Below are 22,439 nucleotides of genomic sequence, written 5' to 3' on the forward strand. Positions count from 1 at the left end.
TCGCTATAAAAGAGCTTAACGCATCATGTTCTCGTCACGGTGAACATCAAGTTCAAATGCGCTCACTTCACCCATCAGATCCGTCATACGCTGCTGAACTCGACCCATCTCAGAGTGTAAGTTAGTAATAGTCTGATTCGTGCCTTGCGCCATCGTTAATAAGTTATCGATGTCACTATCCACTTCATTGGTCGTTTGTGATTGCTGCTCTGCGGCAGTGGCAATACTGGTATTAAACTCGGCAATATCGTTCACTGTGCCAATCAAGGTTTCCATCAGTGTTTTCGTTTCCGACACTGCACTTTGCGTCTCATAACTGGCTTCACGGCTTTGCTGCATATTCACAAATGACGCTTTAGCATTGTCACCAATATCATCCAATAAATGACGAATATCTTCTGTCGAGGTTTTACTACGCTGAGCCAAAGTACGCACTTCATCGGCAACAACGGCAAAGCCACGACCTTGCTCACCAGCACGTGCCGCTTCAATCGCCGCATTCAGAGCCAATAAGTTCGTCTGCTCAGAAATAGCATTAATCGTATCTAGGATTTGCGATACATTAAGCATCTGCTTTTCTAGACTTTCAATGCACACATAGGTTTGATTGACGCTATCTAATAGACGAGTGGTGGTAGAGAAAGATTGCTCACCATGGTCATAACACGCAATCGCATTGGTTTTGACGACATCCGTACTGGTTTGCGCTTCACCCGTAATGCTCGCCACTTGAATGCTGGTTTGTGCCATTTCCGTCATCGCAGCGGCAATACTGTCACAACGTTGATGTGTCTGCTCACTCACCTGCTGCGCTTCATCAACAAGCTGTACCATTTTAACCATCTCTTGCTGCGTCTCTTCGGCAACACTCAATGATTTAGATAATGTGCTATTTAAGCTTAAGGCTAAGTTATCAAACTGATGAGCAATTTTACCCAACTCATCGGAACGACCATCGGCAAGACGCACGGTAAGATCTTTATTTCTTGCCATACGACTTAGCTTATCGGTAAAGCCTTCAACGCGATGACGCAGCTTAATAACCGCCATTATCGTTAAAAGAATCAGTGGTAAGATAATCGCAAAGCTAAAGCCCATAATCAGTAAGCGCACAGAATGAGCATGCTCACGGCTCGCTTCCGCCTGCTGAATGATTTCTGATGCCAGTTGATCGCTATTTGCTTTTATCTGACCAATACGATGACTCGCTAACTCAAACCATGTCCCTGCTGTTGGACCAGAAAGCGAAGATAGCTGCGATTTTTGCGCTAAATACTGCTGCTGAATGGTCATCACTTGCTGCCAATTGCTGTTTTGTTTAATCGATTGAATACGACGTAGGTCATCGCCAACCAATAACATTTCCGCTTGGCGTAAGGCGTAATGCTCCATTTCAATGTAGTGACTAACCTGAGCGTATTGCTCTAATGAAGAACGTTGACCAGCAAATGCTCCATTCAGTGCCCCACGCGCTTTACCCGCTTCCTCTTTCATCACTAATACTGCCAACAACCCTTGCAGCTTCTGCTTTAGTTCTGGTTGAGCGACTTGTGATAGCAACATTGACAGGTTATCTAATGCTAGGTGGTTAATATTCGAGTAATAAGCAAACGGAGAGTCCGTGATTGCCAGGTTATCCACTTGAGAGCGAATGTTTTGGCGCTTATCAAGCTCGACTTTAACCGCTTGAAGTAGCTGACTTGATACATTGGAATGCAGATATTGCGGCTTAAACGCGACTAAATTGCGATAAGCCTGATCGGAGAGATTACGCTGACTTCGTAACTGATTGACTTGTGATCCTTGGTTTTTAGCCGCAATAACGCCAGCGGTTAAACCACGCTCGACAGCAAACTGGTGTGCAACCTCATCATAAAGACGAAATAGCTCAACCGTTTCGCTCGAAATTTGGGCATGGGCTAATTGCTCTTTTGCCGTCTGAACTTGCAGAGCAATAAAAAAGAGTAAGAAAGAGGTTGGGATAATAAACACACATAAAATGGTATTTCGTATCGATATTGTTTTGAACGGGTTAAACATGGGTAACCTTACTAACGACTTGTTGTTTGCTTTCATTAATTTAACCAACAATACTACATTTCATATATTGCATTATTATCAAATGAAACCAGCGGGATATTGATAATATCATTTATAAATATGCAGTTTCAAAGATATCGTTCGTTTTTTACTCCCAAAGATCAATAAAAGTACAAATAAGGCTATTTAAATTATCAACATAAAAAAACCGCCTCTTTTATAAGGGGCGGTTTTGTTTTAGTGACTAAATTGAGAACTGGGGGTTAATCAGTTATACCATTAATATATTATGCTTTTGCCGGAGTCAGTTGAACGTCTTGCTCAATGTCATCCTTATTAAAGCCGTCATGCAGATGGTAGTAACGCTTGTAAACCATTGCACTTACCGCCATTAGGATAGCTGGAACACCAACCATCATAAATTGTAGACCCATAATCGTTGTATCCGACTGCTCAACATTAGGTACATAGCCAACAAACGTTAGACCCATACCCACGATGAAACCACCAGCCGCACCCGCGAACTTCACTAGCATCGTTTGAACAGAGAAGATAACACTCTCACTGCGACGACCTGTTTTGTACTCACCGTAATCAACAACGTCAGCAAGCATTACTGTTTGCAGTGCATTAGCAATACCAACACCAAACTTAATAGCCGCACCAGCAAAACCAATCAGCAGTGCGCTACCTGGTAAGAACACGCTCATGATAAGCAGTAATACACACGATAGAATTGGGAAACCACATGCCATTACCCATAGATTTTTACGTGGCAGAGCCGCAGCAATACGTGGGAATAAGAACACACCAGCCACTTCAGCAGCACCTGCAACCATCATGTATACAGGGAATAGCTCTGGTTGACCTAGTGCGTAAGAGAAGTAGTAAATAGCAAAGCCACCCACAAGTAGGTTAGCAATTTGGAAAGAAAGAACCGTACCGATTAGCGCTTTAAGTTGGTCGTTTTTACCAATGATGATCAGTACATCTTTAAAGCTGAAACGATCCGCTGTTGCCATTTCTGGTGTGGTTTTCTCTTTTACGTTACGCGCAATTAAGAAAGCGCTCATAACAAACAATACAGCAATGAGCATCGCCATATTAAAGAAGCCTTCACCTTGATCGCCATTACCTAAACGACCAACAATGTGTAGACCGTAAGTACCCGTAATAAACCATGCTAGGCTAGCAAACAAACGCGGCCATACCACCAGCTTTTCACGCTCTTGACGCGAACTTGATAGAGCAGGAATCATTGACCAGTATGGAATGTCCATGATGGTGTAAGTTAGACCCCATAGGATGTAAGCAGCAGCGGCATAAATGTAGAGCGCTGTACCTTCAAACATGTGCGTACTGAAAAGACCCACCAGCACGATAGCATTAAGCAAAGTACCTATCACAATCCAAGGGCGGAATTTACCAAAGCGTGAACGTGTATTATCAACAATCACCCCCATCATAGGATCGGTAACCGCATCTAAGATACGTGCTGCAAGAAAAATGGTACCGACAAATGCGGCAGATAAGCCAGCAACATCGGTAAAGTAGAACATTAAAAAAATATAAATCGGTGCACAGGCAAAGTCTTTTCCTAGAGCTCCAAGGCCATAAGATGCTTTGGTTTTTAACGTGATGTTATTAGACATAGTAACATTTCCTTATTAGTAAGATGTCCACTCTCCTAACTAGAATGACCAGCGCTTACTTTTTTTATTTAATTATATGTATGTAATTCTGGGGGCAATGCTACCGATCTGGAGGGGGGCTTACTGTGATCAAATACGATTTTATGGAAACGTTTACAACTGCGGTTTCAAAAGTGAGACATAAAGCAATTTTTGCTGGAAAAATACGTTATTTGACGATAAAAACATCACACTATTAATAAAAATTAGAATATTTAGGTGTAAAAACAACGCATGGCAGACATAAAAAAACGGCATAACATAGGTTATACCGTTCAATTTAGGCGTCAGTGTTCGTTAACGGCTAGTATGAGTTTCGATGCGCTCTAACTGAATTAACAGTGCCGATTCAGCATCTAAGATTGGCATAGTCAATCCAACCTCCTCGCACCATGCACCAGATAACTCGCAGCCATCTTTAGTCCAAGGCGGTTGATAATTAACAATATCATCGTAGTTTGTTGGCTTATCAAGCACGCTAATACGATAGGTTGCTTGCGGATCTAGACCCGGAATACGTAGATGACCACTTAATGAGTGAGTTGGCATCGCTAATTGTGCCAGCATCACCACCGCATGCGTCTGATCTTGCGATACCACCGCATGAATTTGATGTGCGTTATCATCGGCTGGAATGCGCCAAGTGCGCCCACTATGCAGCAGTGGTCGCAGAGTTTTGTGCAGCTTGATATAACGCTCAAAGCCTGCCTTTTCTTCTACACTCTCTTTCACTGGATCAAGCTCAATTCCCATGTGACCAAAGAGTGCGGTAATCCCTCTAAATTCAATGCTATGACGGCGACGAGTACTATGACAGTAACTGGCACCAATGTGGCTCCCCATCACTTCAGGCGGGAAGAAGTAGCTCATGCCACGCTGAATACTTTGTCGCTCTAGCGCATCATTGTTGTCCGATGCCCAAAAACGATGAGTTCGCTTCAGCACCTCAAAATCAATGCGACCACCACCAGCAGCACACGACTCAATTTCAACCTTTGGATGATGGGCTCTCACCTTATCAACAAGATCATAGTAACGGTTCACTTGCTCATGAGCAGCGGCTTGCCCTCGGTGACCAGGCTGAACAACTTCACGGTTCATATCCCACTTAATGTAGCTGATATTATAGCGTGATAAGAAGTGATCGAGACGTTCAAATAGGAAGTTAAACGCCTGTTCATTTTGTAAATCAATCACATATTGGTTGCGACCTGTTGGCTGCTCGTAACCATCTACTGCCAGTAACCACTCTGGATGCTGACGGTATAGATCGGAATCTTTATTGATCATCTCTGGCTCAAACCACAAACCAAACTCCATTCCGAGCTGGTTAACATGATCGACGATCGGCGCTAAACCGTTCGGGTATTTATCTTCATCTAAAAACCAATCGCCTAAAGCGGCTTTATCGCCATCACGACCTTTGAACCACCCGTCATCAATGATAAAACGTTCAACACCCATTTGTGCCGATTGTGTGGCCATTGACATGATGTAGTCGGGATCGTGGTCGAAATAGATGCCTTCCCAAGTATTAAGGTGGATAGGTCTTGGCTTAGCGGTAAATTCTGGCGGTAAAATGGTTTCTCGCACATGAGAATGGAAGTGATCGCTCATGCCATTTAAGCCTTGGGCACTGTAACTGGCGTATAACCATGGTGTGGTAATGCTTTCACCTTGATCTAGTGCCACTTCACCGGGTAGGTAAATCACTTCAGCTTGCATCAAACGGCGACCATCCGCTTTAACATCAACACGCAAACGGTGGTTACCACTCCAAGCAAAATGAAAGCCCCACACATCTCCATTGATTTCATTAAAGTTCTGACTGCCCACCACTAAAGCGGGATAGTGCTCATGGGAAGTGCGCCCACGACGGTTCTCTTGCTGGTAGCCACCTTGAGGTAAGTGCTGGCGGCTAGTCTGAAACTCATGCACCCAACGTCCATAATAAGTTAACAGTTCATTGGCTCGCGCTGGTAAAGGTAAGGTATTGGCAAAGCGATTGACATGATAAATGCCGGCTTTTGTATTGGTTAAGGTATGACGACTTTTCACCACATCATGGCGATCTAAGTGCAGTTCGGTGATGAGTTCTAACCCTGCCTGCTGATCTTGGCTGGTGATCACCAAACCTGTCTCGACTTGATCAATTTGAGTAATCGTAAAAACAGGAGCCCAATCAAGGCGATCACGATGCCCCTCAATACCTGGGCTACTGAACACTCCACGTCCAAGTTCAGGGCTTAATGTCATTGCTACATCAGTATCTAAACGACCATAAGGGACAGGGCGATGCAGGGCGGCTCTAGAAGCGGATAAATCACCATTAACCGGTAAACCCCAGTGAAGAATTTCAGCAAAGTCACCCAACTCAACCAATAGCTGTGTCTCTTTACCCACCAGCCTATGTAGCGTTTTATCTGTCATCGTTATTGCCCTTTCAATCAACCAATATATATATGGCTATCTATCATAAGCAAAATTGCGACGATTTCTGTGAGCCACAGCATAAGAATGAAAACGTTTACATTTGAGTAATAATTCAAACGATAAAATAACCTTGAAGTCCATCCCTTGCCCTCGTATTCTAACTACTTCGAGGATAGATGAAGCGCCTCCATTGAGTCCTAACTTTACATAACTCAATTGATAATAGACGAATTGTTAATCTTTCCTTTCAATTTGGCTATCCGCTTACTTGTTCTCCTATGCCCGGTAGCTTTCTACTGGGCTTTTTCTTTCCCTCACTGCCACTTTATTCCATCTTCAATGCCATAACACGATCGTGAATGATGCCACCCCGATAATGAGCCCTTTTCACCAGCAAACTCGATCAATAGCAAGTATTAATCGGATATTAAGTGCTGATAGCAGTGAAATATAACGATCACCATCACAATAAGCAGTATAAAAAATAGCTTTTAAAGCAAAAATGCTAAGCCCATCATGTAAACGTTTCCATCTTTTCTTTACACTCAGCGTCGAGTTAGGACTCAAACAAAAATAATCATAAAAAATAAATATGGAGATACTTCATGAAAAAGACGCTGCTTGTTAAAGCATTAGGCCTTGCCCTCGGTCTAGCCCCTATGGTGAGTATTGCTGCGGTCGAAAATGTTACCTACTTCGGCTATGCCAAATGGGGAAATATCTATACTGACAATGACCAACACAATGATGGCAAAGGGGAGCGCAATGACGTGATCCGCGCTGGTGAAGGTTACGGTAACTATCGCTTAGGTAATGAACTCAACTGGTGGGAGGCCGGGGTTAAAGCGGATGTGTGGCGTCAAAATGATATGTATTTCGATACAACGATTTATTTAGGTAGTGGTGATGCTTGGGGTGATGTGAGCACCATTCAGTTATGGTCAGCTGGTCACGGTCTTATTGAAGGTCAAAGCAATGCTAAGATCTGGGCTGGTGAGCGTTTCTATCGCCGTCATGAAGTCCACATGATTGATGTTAAATACTGGGATACTTCGAGCACAGGTATTGGTATTGAAGACTGGGATCTCGGGTTTGGTAATGGTCACATCGCTTGGATGGCACCAAACTCAAGCTCTGACGATGGTCGCAGCCTACATAATATTGATATGCGTGTTAGTGATATTTCGATCAGTGACAGCGCTGCCCTCACCTTTGGTCTTAACTATGTGACCGCACAAAACTCAAGCTACGACGACAGTAACATCACCACGTCGGGCGTTATGCTTTCTGCACTTTATCAACAAGGATGGCAGTACGGTTCTAACACCTTTGCTTTCCAATACGGTACCGATGCTCTGGCTGGCGGTTTGATGAGTGCAGAAGGTGCCTCAAATCGTAAATACAGCACTGGCGTTGACCACGATGGTAGCAGCTGGCGTATCTTTAACTCGGGCGATCTGAACGTTAATGACGAGTTCCAAGTGATGTACTCCATTGCTTACCAAGATAAAAACCTAGATAACAACGATGGTGAAAAATGGTTCAGTGTCGGTGCTCGTCCACAATTTAGCTGGAATGAATACATGGCTACCGCTGTTGAAGTGGGCTACGAAACGGTCGAAGCACAAAATGGCGCTGGCACCAATGACATGTACAAAGCCACCATTGCGCAGATCTTCCAAGCAGGCAAAGGCGTATGGGCTCGTCCAGCCGTGCGTATTTTTGCTACTTACTCAGAATCGACCAATGAGTGGGATCGTGACGGTGCTTACGGATCAGCAACCAGCATGAACAGCCAAACCACCGATGAAGTCACTTTCGGCTTTAACGTGGAAACCTGGTGGTAAAAACAATTCAGTAATTAGCCGTTGAATTTAAATGAGTTCGGTTTCACGGAATCGAATTCATTTTAGCCACATAATGAATCCAGAACGGTATAAACCGCAAGATGAAAACAGAGTAGGACATCATGACAGCATTTTCAGACATTCTTCTACGACGCGACTGGGAAAACCCTCAATCGGTCAATATTCACTGCCTAAAAGCCCACAGCCCACTAGCCAGTTATCGTGAAATTTCTCATGCCCGTGATGGTGTTCATTCTCAGCGCCGCTCACTCAATGGTGAATGGAAGTTCCAACTTTTTTCTGCGCCTGAAGCGGTGGATGGTCTCTTTACTCACGTTGAGTTTGATGACCAAGATTGGGACACGATTACTGTTCCGTCTAACTGGCAATTGCAAGGTTACGATAAGCCGATTTATGCCAATGTAAAATACCCATTTCCGGTGAATCCGCCGCATGTGCCAGCTGATAACCCAACGGGCTGTTACCGCACAACCTTAACGCTAACCGCTGAAGATTTAGAGCAAACACAGCGTATTATTTTTGATGGGGTCAATTCTGCATTCCATCTTTGGTGTAATGGCACTTGGATTGGATACAGCCAAGATAGCCGCTTGCCAAGCGAATTTGATTTATCCAACACTCTGATTGAAGGAGACAATACCCTATCGGTCATGGTGATCCGCTGGAGTGATGGTAGCTACTTAGAAGACCAAGACATGTGGTGGCTAAGTGGTATTTTCCGCGATGTCACATTACTAGCAAAACCAAAAGCCTGCATTGAAGATGTCTTTATCACGCCAGATTTAGATGCCTGTTACCGTGATGGTAGCTTGAGCATTACTACGCATCTTCGTGGACCAGACACCTGCCAAGTTCAGGTGCAACTGTTTAAAGATGGCGTAGCCGTCAGTGACGTGCAAACGGCTAGCCCACATAATCGCCGTATTGATGAGCGTGGTACTTATGATGATGTGGTATTCCAAACCCTCGCCATTCGTGAACCGCTAAAGTGGAGCGCTGAAACGCCGCACCTTTATCGCATTGTGGTATCACTACTCGACGAGCAAGGCACGCACCTGGACAGTGAAGCATACCCGGTTGGTTTTAGAAAGATTGAAACGCTCGATGGTCAGCTGTGCCTTAATGGACAACCGCTACTAATTCGCGGCGTAAACCGTCATGAGCATCACCCTGAATTGGGCCATGTCATGACAGAAGCAGGCATGATTGAAGATATTTGCCTACTCAAACAGTACAACTTCAATGCGGTTCGTACTGCGCACTATCCAAACCACCCGCGTTGGTATGAACTGTGCGATCAATACGGCCTGTATGTGTGTGATGAAGCCAATATTGAAACCCACGGCATGCAACCAATGAATCGTTTATCCAGCGATCCGCAATGGACAAATGCCTACATGAACCGCTACACCCAAATGGTGCTGCGCGATAAAAACCACCCTTGTATCATCTTATGGTCATTGGGGAATGAATCTGGTCACGGCAGCACTCACGATGCAATGTATGCGTGGTCAAAATCCTTTGATCCATCACGCCCAGTGCAATATGAAGGTGGCGGTGCAAATACCACGGCAACCGATATTATTTGCCCGATGTACGCGCGTGTTGATTCAACCATTGAAGATGATGCGGTACCAAAATGGGCAATCAAAAAGTGGATATCTCTGCCGAATGAGCAACGTCCTTTGATCTTGTGCGAATACGCTCATGCGATGGGAAATAGCTTAGGTAGCTTTGATGATTACTGGCAAGCCTTTAGAGAATACCCTCGCCTGCAAGGTGGCTTTATTTGGGATTGGGTTGATCAAGGTTTGAGCCAGCATGATGAGCAAGGTAACCATTTCTGGGCCTATGGTGGTGACTTTGGTGATGAAATTAATGACCGTCAGTTCTGTATTAATGGGCTTATTTTCCCTGATCGTACTCCGCACCCAACGCTAGAAGAAGCGAAGTACTGCCAACGAATGATCCGTGCAGAGTTAGAAGAAGAACTCGCTAATCACGGTGTGCTGCAGGTTTATAATGATAACTTGTTCCGCTCAACCGACAATGAAGAACTCGCTTGGACCATTTTGCAAGATGGCGTAGTGATCGAATCGGACAGCTTGACTCTTGATATTGCCGCGCAAAGTAAGGAAGCGATTGAGATACCGTTATTGCTCCCAGAAAATAGCCAAGCAAAATATCATATTAATATCGATATACGCCTTATTAACTCAACACCATGGGCAAAGGCCGGTCATGTGATCACCAGCGAACAGTTCACGTTAAGTAACCATGCGGGACTAAGCTTACCAACCCCTTGTACTTTGCCTACCCCACAAGTGCAGTATGATAATGACACGATCAGCGTGACCAATCATGATGCAAGCCAACAGTGGCAATGGGATAGCAAGAGTGGCTTACTCACTTCGTGGCTTGCTAATGGTCAGCCTCAACTGGTGAATGGCTTAGAAGATAACTTCTTCCGTGCTCCGTTAGATAATGATATTGGGATTAGTGAAATAGATAACATTGACCCGAATGCTTGGAGTTGCCGTTGGGCTATCGCTGGTATTGGGCGCTGGGAAAGAGAGTGCTTAAGTTGTGAAACTCAACCATTATCTGATTCGATTATGGTTAGCACTCAGTTTGCTTATCACTTTCACGGACAAATTCAAGCCATCACACAGTGGCACTATAAAGTTCATTCATCTGGTGAAATGTCTCTTGATGTTGAGGTTAAGCTTGCTGATCACCTACCGCCAATGCCACGTATTGGTTTGATGTTAGCTCTGCCACTCACCGCTGAAAATAGTTACGTAACTTGGCAAGGTTTAGGGCCATTTGAAAACTACCCTGACCGCTTAGCTGCGGCTCGTTTTGGTCATTATCGTCAAACGTTAGATGAGATGCATACACCCTATATTTTCCCAACCGATAATGGTCTACGCTGCGCGACACAGCAACTAGAGCTCGGTACATTAGAGGTACGTGGTGATTTTCAATTTAGCGTGAGTCAATATGGTCAACAACAGTTAAGCGCTGCCAAACATACCAATGAACTGGTTAAAGAGTCACAGATTTATGTGCATATTGACCACCAGCACATGGGTGTGGGTGGCGATGATTCTTGGAGTCCAAGCGTGCATAAAGAGCATCAGTTAACCAAGCAACATTATCGTTATCAATTAGCCTTTAACGCTCGCTAAATAGTGAGAGGTTAGCCAGGGCTTCATCGCATCAACGGCTTATTAATGTGGATGCGATGGCGCTGATAATAATCAATACGGGTACCTAATCCTTCAGATCTTGCACGTAACGAGGTACCCCATTATTGAACACAAACAACATTGAGCAGTGATGTGCCTTTCAGTTGGGTAACTTTACCATCAGTAAACAGACCTATTTTATCCTCGCCCCAATAAGGTAATTGCATCGGCCACTGCTCTTTCTTCATCACACCAGAATCAAGCAACGCATGCCACTGGTGGACATCGACTAACTGAAACCCCATCTGCTCACACAGCATAGTGACATGCTGATAATTGAGCCGCGTCCACGCTTTATCCTCTTCCATATAAAACTGATAGCGACCATCTAAGAGGTAAGGAATACGATAGGTATGCCCATCCACCTGAGCCTCAAAGCGTACAATAATATCCTCTTGAACCACCAAGTGATGCTGCGTGGTTGCCTGTGATTGCTGAGCTTTTGATTGTTCAGCTTTTGATTGTAAAGATAGGGGTGAGGTTAATGGTTCTGTTGAGATGGGATTTGATGGCAATGGATTCGCATTAGCCGTCAATGGAGTACTGGGTTGAACCTGACGCAAAAAAGATTCACGATAAGCACGCTGCTTTTTCACTTGCTGCAGTTCTTGCTTCGCCTGAGCAAAATCATCATATGGACCGATTAAGCAGCGATAACCTAGCGGATCAGACTTCAGCCACACATTCGTTGAGATAGCTTGGCGAAGAGGTTGAGCCTTAGCCTTACTCAGCGGCTGCTTCAACAAGCCACACTGAATCCAAAACAGTGAAGGTGGCTCGGTGGCTCTAGGGTTTTTACCCCATACCCCATCACCAATCGGACAGGTCTCTGCCAACACGGGCAACTGGCTGTCATCACTCAAAACCGCATCACACAGAAAGTCATCTGAGCCACTTGCTGAGATTGGTAATAAGCACGAGATGACAACAGCACTTAGCGAGAGCCGAATTCCTATTTTGCTCATCGCCTGCTTTGTTGCGATTAATATCATATATACTGACCAACTCCTTTGATCAAAAAAAGGACCGCAAATCATTTACGGTCCTTCATTTAAATAGCATTTAAGTGATAAATCAATTGTCAAAATACAATTATGGGATCACTCATTAACCTTTGTATATTTTCGGGTTAAAGACATCGCGTAACCAGTCGCCCAGTAGGTTAATCACTAACACCAAGGTCACAAGCAGCACACCAGGGAAAGCGGTAATCCACCATGCACCAGAGAAGATGTAGTTAAAACCGGTACTGATCAAAGCACCTAATGATGGTTGATCAACAGGCAGACCTAAGCCTAAGAAAGACAGTGCGGCTTCTGACATAATCGCATTGGCAATTTGTACCGTTGAGATAACCAAGATTGGTGATAGACAGTTTGGCAGGATATGACGGAACATGATGCGTGGCGCTTTAAAGCCCATAACACGTGCCGCTTCAATGTACTCTTTCTCTTTCTCTGCCAATACCGATGCGCGAATAGTACGTGCGTATTGTGGCCATTCTGCAATACCAATAATCACCACCAACATCACCACCGCGTACTGACTATAGAAATCACTACCAAAGCTGGCTTTAAAGATAGCAGAGACAATGATCGCCACCATCATGGTAGAGAATGACAACTGAACATCAGCAAAACGCATTAAGAAGCTATCAATGCGACCACCAAAGTAACCCGCTGATAGACCAATAATGATGCCTAAGAACAGTTGCAGGCCAACGGCTAAGAAACCAATCGTAAGTGACAAACGTGAGCCATAAAGCATGGTCGATAAAATATCACGCCCCTGCTCATCGGTACCTAAGATAAAGTTTTCATCACCACCGTCCATCCAAGAAGGCGGCAGCTCTGAGTCCATAATATCAATCGAAGATAAGTCATACGGATCCGTTGGCGAGATAATTGGCGCAGCAAGTGCTAAAACCAAAAAGACCGTAAAGACCGCAAAGCTGACCATGGCCACTTTGTCGCGTAAGAAGTAGTAAAGAAAATCCGATTGTTTAAATTGTTCCCAGCGAGAGGGAGCGGCTGTGGTAAGTTCTGTCATGACTATGCTCCTTTGCCAGTTAAGTTAACCGTTGGGTTAATTAGCCCGTACATCAAATCAACGATGGTGTTGGTTACCACGAAGATTAAGCCAACAAAGATGACATACGCCGTAATAAGTGGCGTATCAACGCGGTTAATCGCTTCAAGGAAAAGAAAGCCTGTCCCTGGCCACTGGAAAACCGTTTCCGTTAAAATTGTATAAGCCACCATCGTACCAATCTGAACACCACCAACGGTCAGTACTGGTAGCATGGTATTTTTAAGCGCATGTTGGTAATACACTTTATTCAAGTTTAGCCCTTTCGCTTTACCGAATTTAATGTATTCCGAGCTTAATACTTCCAGCATCTCTGAACGTACTAAACGAATAAAGAGTGGCAGCATAATCGATGCGAGTGAAACACATGGTAGGACTAAGTGCGCTAATCCATCGCGAGTAAAGAAGCCCGATTCCCAACCGAATACATTGGCGGTTTCGCCTCGCCCATAAGAAGGCAGCCAACCTAACTCGACCGAGAAGACATACATCAGCATAATCGCCGTTAAGAAGACGGGTACAGAGATACCAACACTACTCACTGCCATGATGAATTTGGTAAAGAAACTCTTAGGATTAATGGCTGAGTAGACACCCAGAGGGATCGATAAACAGATAATAATAAGGGTTGCGCCAAGCACTAACTCTAGTGTGGCAACCAGTTTATCTAAAATCACATCAACCGCTGGACGCTTGAAAAAATAAGAAGTACCAAGGTCGCCTTGAACAGCAGCCCCAATAAAACGTGTGTACTTTGCAATAAATGGATCATTAAGACCCAGCTCGTCACGCAAGGCTTGTCGCTCTGCATCGGAAACCGATTGTCCAACTAATTCACGTAACGGGTCACCCAGGTTATCCTGAATGGCAAACGCCACCAAACTGATCACAAACATCACTACCAGTGCCTGAAACAGGCGCTTGACCAGAAACGTAAACATCCCTTGCCCCTTAACTATCCATGAAATATTACAACTAGAATCGATTGATTCTATAGAAGATATTCAGCCTTAAAAAAGGTGCCTAATCCGACTGAAACAAGACTAAACACCAAAAGTGTCACTAATGGCCTTACTTAGAAGACCATTAGTTTGATGACATTTAAAACACTTATTCTACAACTAGGTCGCCAAAGTAAGGCATAACCATAGGGTTAACGACATCAATCGCTTTCACGTTTGATTTAACGCCCCATGCTTCACTTTGCCAATGTAGCGGAACAAATGCTGCATCGTTGTATAGTGTTGCTTCAACGCCTTTTAGTAGAGCGGCACGTTTAGCTGGATCCGTTTCTACGTTTGCAGCTTCTACTGCTTGGTCTACTTCTGGGTTTGAGTAGTAACCACAGTTGTATTGACCAACGCCAGTTTCAGTATTACGCGTCATTGTTAAGAATTCAGAGAAGTTCGCTGAATCTTCAGTATCTGAGTGCCAACCGATCATCATCATGTCTGCAGCACAAACATCAAACTCTGGCCAGTATTGTGCTTTTGGTAGCGTTTTAAGGTCAACTTTAATGCCAATCTTAGATAGCATTGCTGCAGCTGCTTGCGCTACTTTTGCATCGTTCACGTAACGGTTGTTTGGTGCCATCATGCTTAATGTGAAGCCATTCTCATAGCCAGCTTCTTTCATTAGAGCTTTCGCTTTTTTCACATCGTAACGAGGAACTAGTGTCTCATCATGACCTGCGTAACCCGTTGGGCTCTGTTGACCAGCCGTTGTTGCGAAGCCTTTCATGATGCGTTTTACGATACCGTCGTTGTTAATTGCGTGAACAATAGCTTGACGAACACGTACATCTTTCAATGCTTCGTTGCTGTTTTGGTTCATTTGGAATGAGATTAAACGTGTACCAGGCAGTGTTACTAGATCAATACCATTTGATTTTTCTACACGCTGGTGATCGTTTGGTGCTACAGGGTGGATAAGGTCAACACCACCAGAAAGCAGTGCTGCAACACGTGTTGCGTCTTCTTTGATTGGCACTAGAGAAATGTTATCTACGTTACCTGGAGAGTTGGTATCCCAGTAACCAGCGAAACGTTCAAAGTCCATTTTAACGCCTTGCTCACGAGCCGTTACGATAAATGGACCTGTACCAGATAGGTTAGTTGAAGCAAAAGAGTTACCGTGCTTAACGATTTCGCCTTTGTCTTTACCATCTTCTGTTTTGCCAGCGTAGAACTTGCTATCCATAGGGAAGATGTACGTTGCTGTTTGCAGTACTAGCGGGTATGGCTGAAGTGATACAAGTTGAACCGTGTAATCGTCCACTTTTACCATTTTTTCGTATGGTGCAAAGATAGCTTTAAAGTCTGGAGAATCTTTTAGACGGTCGAATGTCCATAGAACATCGTCAGCGGTCATATCGTTGCCAGAGTGGAATTTAACCCCTTTACGTAGGCTAAATTCAAAAGTTGTATCATCGATACGTTTCCAGCTTTCTGCTAAACGAGACTCAAATTCCATGTCTTGAGTGAAGCGTACTAGTGGATCAAAAACCATGTGTGATAACTGTAATGTACCACCTGATAGTTGCTCATGTGGATCAAGTGATACTGGGTCTGATGCGTAACCGATTTTGATATCAGCAGCAGCGGCATTAAAACTTAGACCTGCAGCCATCAAAGCGACGACGAGTTTGCTTTTCATGGTGTTCATTGCATAGCTCCTTATGCGGGAATCCGAATCCCTAGTTGTGTTGTGTTTGCTTTTTGTTTTTAATTCGCGACTTCAAGTGATCGTGGATAGTCGATAACTTATGCCGTTTTTATATCTTCTCGTAGCCCTGTAAATTCCGGCATTAACGAAATTAACTGCTGGCTGTATTCATGCTCAGGACGAGTAAACAACTGCTCTGTCGGGGCAACTTCCAATAACTGTCCCATCTTCATCACACCGACTCTATCGCACATCTGGCGAATAACCGGTAAATCGTGACTGATAAATAGCATGGTGAGGTTCAGTTCATCTTGGAGATCTTTCAGCAAGTTAAGAATTTGCGCTTGCACCGATACATCCAAAGCAGAAGTTGGTTCATCACAAATAAGTAAGCGAGGGCGTGTTGCTAACGCACGAGCAATCGAAATACGTTGACGCTGACCACCTGAGAATTCATGCGGGTATTTAACCCCTGCCATTTTCCCTAAGCCAACATGGTCTAATAGATCAAACACGATGCTACGCGTTTCTGCTTCATTGCGCGTTAATTTATGAAAACGAATTGGCTCGGCAATGATGTCGAAAATTTTCATGCGTGGGTTCATTGATGTGTATGGGTTTTGAAACACCATTTGCATCTGACGACGAATAGGACGACGCTCTTTCTCTGATTTTATCGCGGTGAGATCGATACCTTCAAACGTCACCGTACCTGAGTTGGGTGCATAAAGACCGGCAATAATACGAGCGATGGTTGATTTACCAGAACCCGACTCACCAACCAAACCGAACGTCTCACCTTCTTTGACATCAAAGCTAACATTATTAGAAGCTTGAACGTACTCACGACGACTTTCAAAAAAAGAGTTCTTGGTGGTAAAACGCAGATTCACGCTATCAACACTTAATAGCGAGCCTGTGTATTCTCGTTGATCTTGGCTTTGACCTAACCAGTGATTCTTTATATCCAGCGGAGCCATCTCTTGCGCTTCTTCGATATAGCTCACCAGTGGAAAGCGATCGAGTTTTACATCAGAACGAGGAACCGCAGAAATTAGGCTATGCGTATAAGAGTGGCTTGGCGTACCAAGAACCTGCTTGGTTGGTCCAAACTCTACCAAATCACCACGATACATCACGGCTACTTTATCGGTCACATTTGAAACCACACCCATGTCGTGAGTCACCAGCATACAGCCGACGTTATTCTTTACACACAACTCGCGGATAAGGCTAAGGATTTGGTCTTGGATTGATACATCTAAAGCCGTCGTTGGCTCATCGGCAATGATAAGGTCAGGTTCACCAGCCAGAGCAATGGCAATCACGACACGTTGACGCATACCACCAGAGAATTGGTGTGGGTACTGCTTCAAACGGTTTTCAGGCTGCGGGATGCCAACCTGATTCATCAGTGACAATGCACGATCGTAAGCTTGAGCATCGGTCATATCAAGGTTAGCGTGAATCGTCTCTTTTAGTTGGTGTTCCACAGTGAAAAGAGGATTCAGTGACGTCATTGGATCTTGGAAAATAAAACCAATTTTTGATCCACGAACTTTACGCATCTGTTCTGGCGTTAAACCAGAAATCTTTTCGCCATCAAGAAAAACATCGCCACCAGCGATCACACCCGGAGGGCTTAAAAGATCGATAACCGCATTACCTACTGTCGATTTACCGGCACCTGATTCTCCAACCACACCGACAATTTCTCCGCGCTCTATATTAAACGAAAGCGACTTTACTGCAGCATGAACCCCATGACGTGACGGGTATTCGATGCACAGATTTTTTACTTCTAAAAGTGACATTAACCAGACCTCTACTGCTGTGGCAGTTTTCTGCCCTGTCTGCAAAAACTGAATCCATTCAATACACAGAAATAGTCTTCTGGATATTATAAGCCGACCAATTTGGCAAATAATTCACAGGAAAGCAACAAATAGAGTGTAAAAAATTGAGAATATTGAAAAACAAAGCACAATTGTTGTATTTTTATTCTAAAAACCTGCATAAAACAATGATCCGACCAATCAAAATACAAATGGTTATTATTAAAAACAACTTTAAAACCATTCATTTATGGAACAGCCGTCTCAGTAAACAATGAAATTAAGACCTAGAACATGCAACAGAGCTTTACACCACTTGAATATTAACAAATAACAAACAAACACTGCATTTTTATTGCTATACCATAGTTACAACCAATAACCTTTAATTTTATAGGGCTTTATTCTTTATGAGCTTAAAATATTGCTATATCCGAAAATGACCACTATTCACCGACTTTTCGCCTTCTCAACCAGCCCATTTCCTGTCACTTTCAGCCAACAAAGATCCCCAAATATTCCTACTCAACAACAGCGACCTTATTCATTCACACACGAAGTGAAACGTGTTCGATGTAGCGAACATAAATAGGCAAGGATGCCTTAAGTGGAATACAAAAAAGCCTCAACATTTCTGCTGAGGCTTTCAAATAGACAAAGATCTCATTCACACGCTAAGTGAAACGTGTTCGATGTAGCGAACATAAATAGGCAAGGATGCCTATTTCTAAGCGCACAGGGATGTCTTGAGCGGTTCGCGGAATCGAATTCATTTCACGATACAAAGATAATTCGCCTAACAACGCTTTTAGAACGCTTCAAATGCAAAAAAGCCTCAACATTTCTGTTGAGGCTTTCTTTAATGTGGTCGGTGAAGAGCCATTTCTTGAACATTTGGGAACCCCCGACCCTTACGGATCTTCAGCTCTCTCATTCCTTTGATTCTTCTTCTTATTTTTAGAACGCTCTAAATGCAAAAAAGCCTCAACATTTCTGTTGAGGCTTTCTTTAATGTGGTCGGTGAAGAGGGATTCGAACCCCCGACCCTCTGGTCCCAAACCAGATGCGCTACCAAGCTGCGCTATTCACCGAGACGTTTTATTTGATTACTGGGATGTTGCTCTAATCAAAACGGAAACCGAAGTTACCAAGTTAAATGGGGTGGCTAACGAGATTCGAACTCGCGACCACCGGAATCACAATCCAGGGCTCTACCAACTGAGCTATAGCCACCACTAACTTTTTATATAACCGTTAACACGATTATTGAAATAGTGGTCGGTGAAGAGGGATTCGAACCCCCGACCCTCTGGTCCCAAACCAGATGCGCTACCAAGCTGCGCTATTCACCGACAATGTTCGCTACTATACAGTATTGAACGTTTCGTTTCGACCTAAATCAAAACAGGAAATTAAATTCCCTTAAATAATGGGGTGGCTAACGAGATTCGAACTCGCGACCACCGGAATCACAATCCAGGGCTCTACCAACTGAGCTATAGCCACCACTACTTTGTTGCTACCAATTTTTTAATCCGGTTTGGCACGCCCGAAAGGATTCGAACCTTCGACCTTTGGCTCCGGAGGCCAACGCTCTATCCAGCTGAGCTACGGGCGTATACCCTATCGGCGGAGTGGAATAATACGGATATCCCCCTATGCCGTCTAGTACTTTTTTAACTTTTTTTATCGTTTGCTCTCTTTTTCACCACATCGGCTACTATAAAAGCTTTTTTAGGATGTGACAAACCCCTTGAAGCTGATAAGTTACAGTTTATCGTAACAAAACACCAGAGTATACTTACAGTTCATTTACATTTACTTAACTGAAGGATATTCTCATTTAAGTAAAAAGATAATTTTATTCTATGGATTAGGTCAACTGTCGTTTACCTAGGGAACAAAAAGTGGGTTTTATGGAAATATCTCGACGAATTATTAGCGTATTGCTGGCAGCGTTCACTTTTTCTACGGGTGTATTCGCCGCCGATGCCAACCATGATGCAATAGAAAAACGCATCAAACCAGTTGGTCAGGTCTATTTAGCCGGTAGTGAACCCGTAGTTGAAGTAGCAAGTGGCCCTCGTGATGGTGCTGCTGTTTATGGCACTTTCTGTATTGCGTGTCACTCATCTGGGGTCAGTGGCTCACCAATAACGGGCAATGCTGCCGATTGGGCACCACGAATAGCTCAAGGGCGTGAAATCCTCAACAACCATGCGATTAACGGTTTCAATGCGATGCCAGCTCGTGGTACGTGTATGGATTGTTCAGATGATGAAGTCATTGCTGCTATCGATCATATGATTAAAGACCTTTAGGTAAATCAGCAGATCGAAACGAAATGAATTCGATATAGCAAATATAAATAGACACCGATGCCTATTTTAAGCGAACAGGAATATCTGAACGCTGCGCAGAGTCGAACTCATTTCGGTTACATTATTCGCCGAGAGCCAAGGTTACTTTTTAAACATGGCTCTTAGGTTAGCGATGTGTGCTTGCCCCTTTTCCATTCTTTCTTCAGCGCTTTGAGGCTTTTTAACCATATCCCAATTGACATCATCATGCGGCAGCTCATCTAAGAAACGACTTTGAGTTGGCTTAATAAGCTCACCATACTGACGGCGCTCTTTACACTTCGTAAAAGTCAGCTCCTTTTGCGCACGAGTAATACCCACATACATAAGACGACGCTCTTCCTCAACATTACGCTCATCAATACTGGTTTGATGCGGCAAGATGCCCTCTTCTGCGCCCATAAGGTACACATAAGGAAACTCCAGCCCCTTCGATGCGTGTAAGGTCATCAATTGAACCTGGTCTGCATCATCGTTATCCTCGCCTCGCTCCATCATGTCACGCAGAGTCAAACGCTGAACCACCTCTTTTAAACTCTTCTCTTCTTTATCGTAATTATCGCCTTCTAAATCCGCGACAATCCAACTATAAAGATCCGATACGTTCTTCATGCGCATTTCTGCCGCTTTCGGACTTGGTGAGGTTTCGTAAAGCCAATCTTCATAATGAATATCACGCACCAACGCTCGAACGGCTTCCACAGTATTACCGCGCTCTGCGTTATCAGACAGGCGAACAATCCACTGAGTGAAGCGGCGCAAGTTCTCAAGCCCTCGCCCCGTTAAAGATTGTTCTAAGCCCATTTCAAAGCTCGCTTCAAATAGACTCTTGCCGCGCATGTTAGCGTAAGTGCCCAATTTCTCTAGCGTTACTGGACCGATCTCACGACGTGGTGTATTCACGATACGCAGGAAAGCATTATCATCAACTGGGTTAACAAAGACTCGCAGATACGCCATGATGTCTTTGATTTCAGCGCGAGCAAAGAAAGAGGTGCCCCCTGATATTTTATAAGGGATACGGTTTTGCATTAACGATTTTTCAATCAGACGCGACTGGTGATTACCACGGTATAGCACAGCGTAATCTTTATAATGGGTGCGATTCATAAACTTATGCGCAATGATTTCACCTGTGATTCGCTCAGCTTCATGCTCTTCATTCTTCGCATTTAAAACCTTAAGCTTTTCACCATCCGGAATTTCTGAGAACAGTCTTTTCTCATACACGTGGGGGTTATTGGCAATCAGAATATTAGCTGCACGCAAAATTCGACTGGTTGAGCGGTAGTTTTGCTCTAGCTTAATCAAACGCAGGTTCGGGTAATCTTGCCCCAGTAAGACTAAGTTTTGTGGCTTCGCACCACGCCAAGAATAGATAGATTGGTCATCATCACCGACCACAGTTAAACGCCCACGCTCACCAACCAGTAGACGCACTAACTCATATTGACTGGTGTTGGTATCTTGATATTCATCCACCAGCAAGTAACGGATACGAGCCTGCCAACGCTCACGCACATCAGCTTGCGTTTTTAGCAGCAGCACTGGCATGGCGATCAAATCATCAAAATCCAAGGCGTTGTAGGCTTTCATCTGCTTTTGGTACATCTCAAAACAAAAGGCAAACAACTGCTCTTGCTCTGATGTTGCTCTTGCTTTGGCTTGATCGGGGGTGAGCATGTCATTTTTCCAATTGGAAATCGTGCTCATCAACTGACGTAAAAGGTCTTTATCACCATCAAGTTGCTGCTCGGTGAGCTCTTTCAATAGCGCCAGTTGGTCTTGATCATCGAAAAGTGAAAAGCCAGCTTTGAGTCCCAAGGCTTTGTATTCTCTTCGAATGATGGTCAGTCCCATGGTGTGAAAGGTAGAAACAATCAGCCCTTTTGACTCTTGTTTACCCAAGGTTTGTCCGACACGCTCTTTCATCTCACGCGCCGCTTTATTGGTAAATGTCACGGCAGCAATGTTACGCGCTTTATAGCCACACTGCTGAACGAGATAGGCAATTTTGTTGGTGATTACGCGCGTCTTACCTGAGCCTGCCCCTGCAAGCACAAGGCATGGACCTGATACATATTTTACCGCTTCATCTTGTCTTGGGTTCAGCTTCATCGTGATCTCAATAAGAAAGTGTCATTTATCTCTCTATGATAATCGTGCTGTAAATGGATTGCTACGTTGATAGAAATACATTTTGTACAAC

At 44.1% G+C, this 22,439-nt stretch carries 12 protein-coding genes and 5 tRNA genes; 3 read left to right on the forward strand and 14 right to left on the reverse strand.

Annotated elements, in window-relative coordinates:
• Positions 1 to 15 precede the first annotated feature (15 nt).
• The 3 genes from BCU68_RS04075 to BCU68_RS04085 form a co-directional block, all read right to left on the reverse strand.
• Positions 16 to 2,040 carry a methyl-accepting chemotaxis protein gene (locus BCU68_RS04075; RefSeq protein ID WP_102563525.1) on the reverse strand — a complete coding sequence of 675 codons (2,025 nt, stop codon included), beginning with the start codon at positions 2,038 to 2,040 and terminating at the stop codon, positions 16 to 18.
• A gap of 287 nt (positions 2,041 to 2,327) precedes the next feature.
• Positions 2,328 to 3,692, reverse strand: coding sequence for a melibiose:sodium transporter MelB (gene melB / locus BCU68_RS04080; RefSeq protein ID WP_102563526.1), 1,365 nt, complete (start codon positions 3,690 to 3,692; stop codon positions 2,328 to 2,330).
• 336 nt (positions 3,693 to 4,028) lie between these two features.
• Positions 4,029 to 6,161, reverse strand: coding sequence for an alpha-galactosidase (locus tag BCU68_RS04085; protein WP_102563527.1), 2,133 nt, complete (start codon positions 6,159 to 6,161; stop codon positions 4,029 to 4,031).
• 608 nt (positions 6,162 to 6,769) lie between these two features.
• On the opposite strand from BCU68_RS04085, the gene BCU68_RS04090 reads away from it, so the two are divergent.
• Both BCU68_RS04090 and BCU68_RS04095 read left to right on the forward strand, forming a co-directional pair.
• The gene (locus BCU68_RS04090) at positions 6,770 to 8,011 is read left to right on the forward strand and encodes a carbohydrate porin (RefSeq protein ID WP_102563528.1); all 1,242 of its coding nucleotides are present in this window, start codon (positions 6,770 to 6,772) and stop codon (positions 8,009 to 8,011) included.
• A 122-nt stretch (positions 8,012 to 8,133) separates the two neighbouring features.
• Complete coding sequence (locus tag BCU68_RS04095) at positions 8,134 to 11,223, forward strand: beta-galactosidase (protein ID WP_102563529.1); 3,090 nt, start codon at positions 8,134 to 8,136, stop codon at positions 11,221 to 11,223.
• A 122-nt stretch (positions 11,224 to 11,345) separates the two neighbouring features.
• Here BCU68_RS04095 and BCU68_RS04100 read toward each other — a convergent pair whose 3' ends face one another.
• The 10 genes from BCU68_RS04100 to BCU68_RS04145 form a co-directional block, all read right to left on the reverse strand.
• Positions 11,346 to 12,275 (reverse strand): SPOR domain-containing protein, encoded by a 930-nt coding sequence (locus BCU68_RS04100; protein ID WP_157935161.1) that lies wholly within the window; start codon positions 12,273 to 12,275, stop codon positions 11,346 to 11,348.
• Between the two features lie 115 nt (positions 12,276 to 12,390).
• A complete protein-coding gene (locus BCU68_RS04105; RefSeq protein ID WP_102563531.1) occupies positions 12,391 to 13,332 on the reverse strand; it encodes an ABC transporter permease in 942 nt (313 codons plus the stop codon).
• Positions 13,333 to 13,334: 2 nt separating this feature from the next.
• On the reverse strand, positions 13,335 to 14,312 hold the full coding sequence (locus BCU68_RS04110) for an ABC transporter permease (protein ID WP_102563532.1): 978 nt from the start codon (positions 14,310 to 14,312) through the stop codon (positions 13,335 to 13,337).
• A 169-nt stretch (positions 14,313 to 14,481) separates the two neighbouring features.
• Entirely contained in the window at positions 14,482 to 16,035 is a 1,554-nt protein-coding gene (locus tag BCU68_RS04115; RefSeq protein WP_102563533.1) for an ABC transporter substrate-binding protein, read from the reverse strand.
• Positions 16,036 to 16,133: 98 nt separating this feature from the next.
• A complete protein-coding gene (locus BCU68_RS04120) occupies positions 16,134 to 17,849 on the reverse strand; it encodes an ABC transporter ATP-binding protein (RefSeq protein ID WP_102563551.1) in 1,716 nt (571 codons plus the stop codon).
• Between the two features lie 1,035 nt (positions 17,850 to 18,884).
• Positions 18,885 to 18,961: transfer RNA gene (locus BCU68_RS04125), tRNA-Pro, on the reverse strand.
• Between the two features lie 66 nt (positions 18,962 to 19,027).
• Positions 19,028 to 19,103: transfer RNA gene (locus BCU68_RS04130), tRNA-His, on the reverse strand.
• A gap of 42 nt (positions 19,104 to 19,145) precedes the next feature.
• A tRNA-Pro gene (locus BCU68_RS04135) sits at positions 19,146 to 19,222 on the reverse strand.
• 78 nt (positions 19,223 to 19,300) lie between these two features.
• Positions 19,301 to 19,376: transfer RNA gene (locus tag BCU68_RS04140), tRNA-His, on the reverse strand.
• A gap of 35 nt (positions 19,377 to 19,411) precedes the next feature.
• Positions 19,412 to 19,488, reverse strand: a tRNA-Arg gene (locus BCU68_RS04145).
• Positions 19,489 to 19,786: 298 nt separating this feature from the next.
• Between BCU68_RS04145 and BCU68_RS04150 the strand changes: the two genes are divergently transcribed.
• Positions 19,787 to 20,191: a cytochrome c5 family protein gene (locus BCU68_RS04150; RefSeq protein ID WP_102563534.1), complete on the forward strand. Its 405-nt coding sequence runs from the start codon at positions 19,787 to 19,789 to the stop codon at positions 20,189 to 20,191.
• Positions 20,192 to 20,332: 141 nt separating this feature from the next.
• Here BCU68_RS04150 and rep read toward each other — a convergent pair whose 3' ends face one another.
• A complete protein-coding gene (gene rep / locus BCU68_RS04155; RefSeq protein WP_102563535.1) occupies positions 20,333 to 22,348 on the reverse strand; it encodes a DNA helicase Rep in 2,016 nt (671 codons plus the stop codon).
• Between the last annotated feature and the right edge of the window lie 91 nt (positions 22,349 to 22,439).

Origin of the sequence: Vibrio sp. 10N.286.49.B3 (genome assembly GCF_002873395.1) — a bacterium.
GTDB lineage: Bacteria > Pseudomonadota > Gammaproteobacteria > Enterobacterales > Vibrionaceae > Vibrio.

Bases quoted from the DNA above. Each gene is read 5' to 3' on its own strand.
- BCU68_RS04075 (WP_102563525.1), bottom strand. From the start codon at position 2,040: ATGTTTAACCCGTTCAAAACAATATCGATACGAAATACCATTTTATGT.
- melB (WP_102563526.1), bottom strand. From the start codon at position 3,692: ATGTCTAATAACATCACGTTAAAAACCAAAGCATCTTATGGCCTTGGA.
- BCU68_RS04085 (WP_102563527.1), bottom strand. From the start codon at position 6,161: ATGACAGATAAAACGCTACATAGGCTGGTGGGTAAAGAGACACAGCTA.
- BCU68_RS04090 (WP_102563528.1), top strand. From the start codon at position 6,770: ATGAAAAAGACGCTGCTTGTTAAAGCATTAGGCCTTGCCCTCGGTCTA.
- BCU68_RS04095 (WP_102563529.1), top strand. From the start codon at position 8,134: ATGACAGCATTTTCAGACATTCTTCTACGACGCGACTGGGAAAACCCT.
- BCU68_RS04100 (WP_157935161.1), bottom strand. From the start codon at position 12,275: ATGATATTAATCGCAACAAAGCAGGCGATGAGCAAAATAGGAATTCGG.
- BCU68_RS04105 (WP_102563531.1), bottom strand. From the start codon at position 13,332: ATGACAGAACTTACCACAGCCGCTCCCTCTCGCTGGGAACAATTTAAA.
- BCU68_RS04110 (WP_102563532.1), bottom strand. From the start codon at position 14,312: ATGTTTACGTTTCTGGTCAAGCGCCTGTTTCAGGCACTGGTAGTGATG.
- BCU68_RS04115 (WP_102563533.1), bottom strand. From the start codon at position 16,035: ATGAACACCATGAAAAGCAAACTCGTCGTCGCTTTGATGGCTGCAGGT.
- BCU68_RS04120 (WP_102563551.1), bottom strand. From the start codon at position 17,849: ATGTCACTTTTAGAAGTAAAAAATCTGTGCATCGAATACCCGTCACGT.
- BCU68_RS04150 (WP_102563534.1), top strand. From the start codon at position 19,787: ATGGAAATATCTCGACGAATTATTAGCGTATTGCTGGCAGCGTTCACT.
- rep (WP_102563535.1), bottom strand. From the start codon at position 22,348: ATGAAGCTGAACCCAAGACAAGATGAAGCGGTAAAATATGTATCAGGT.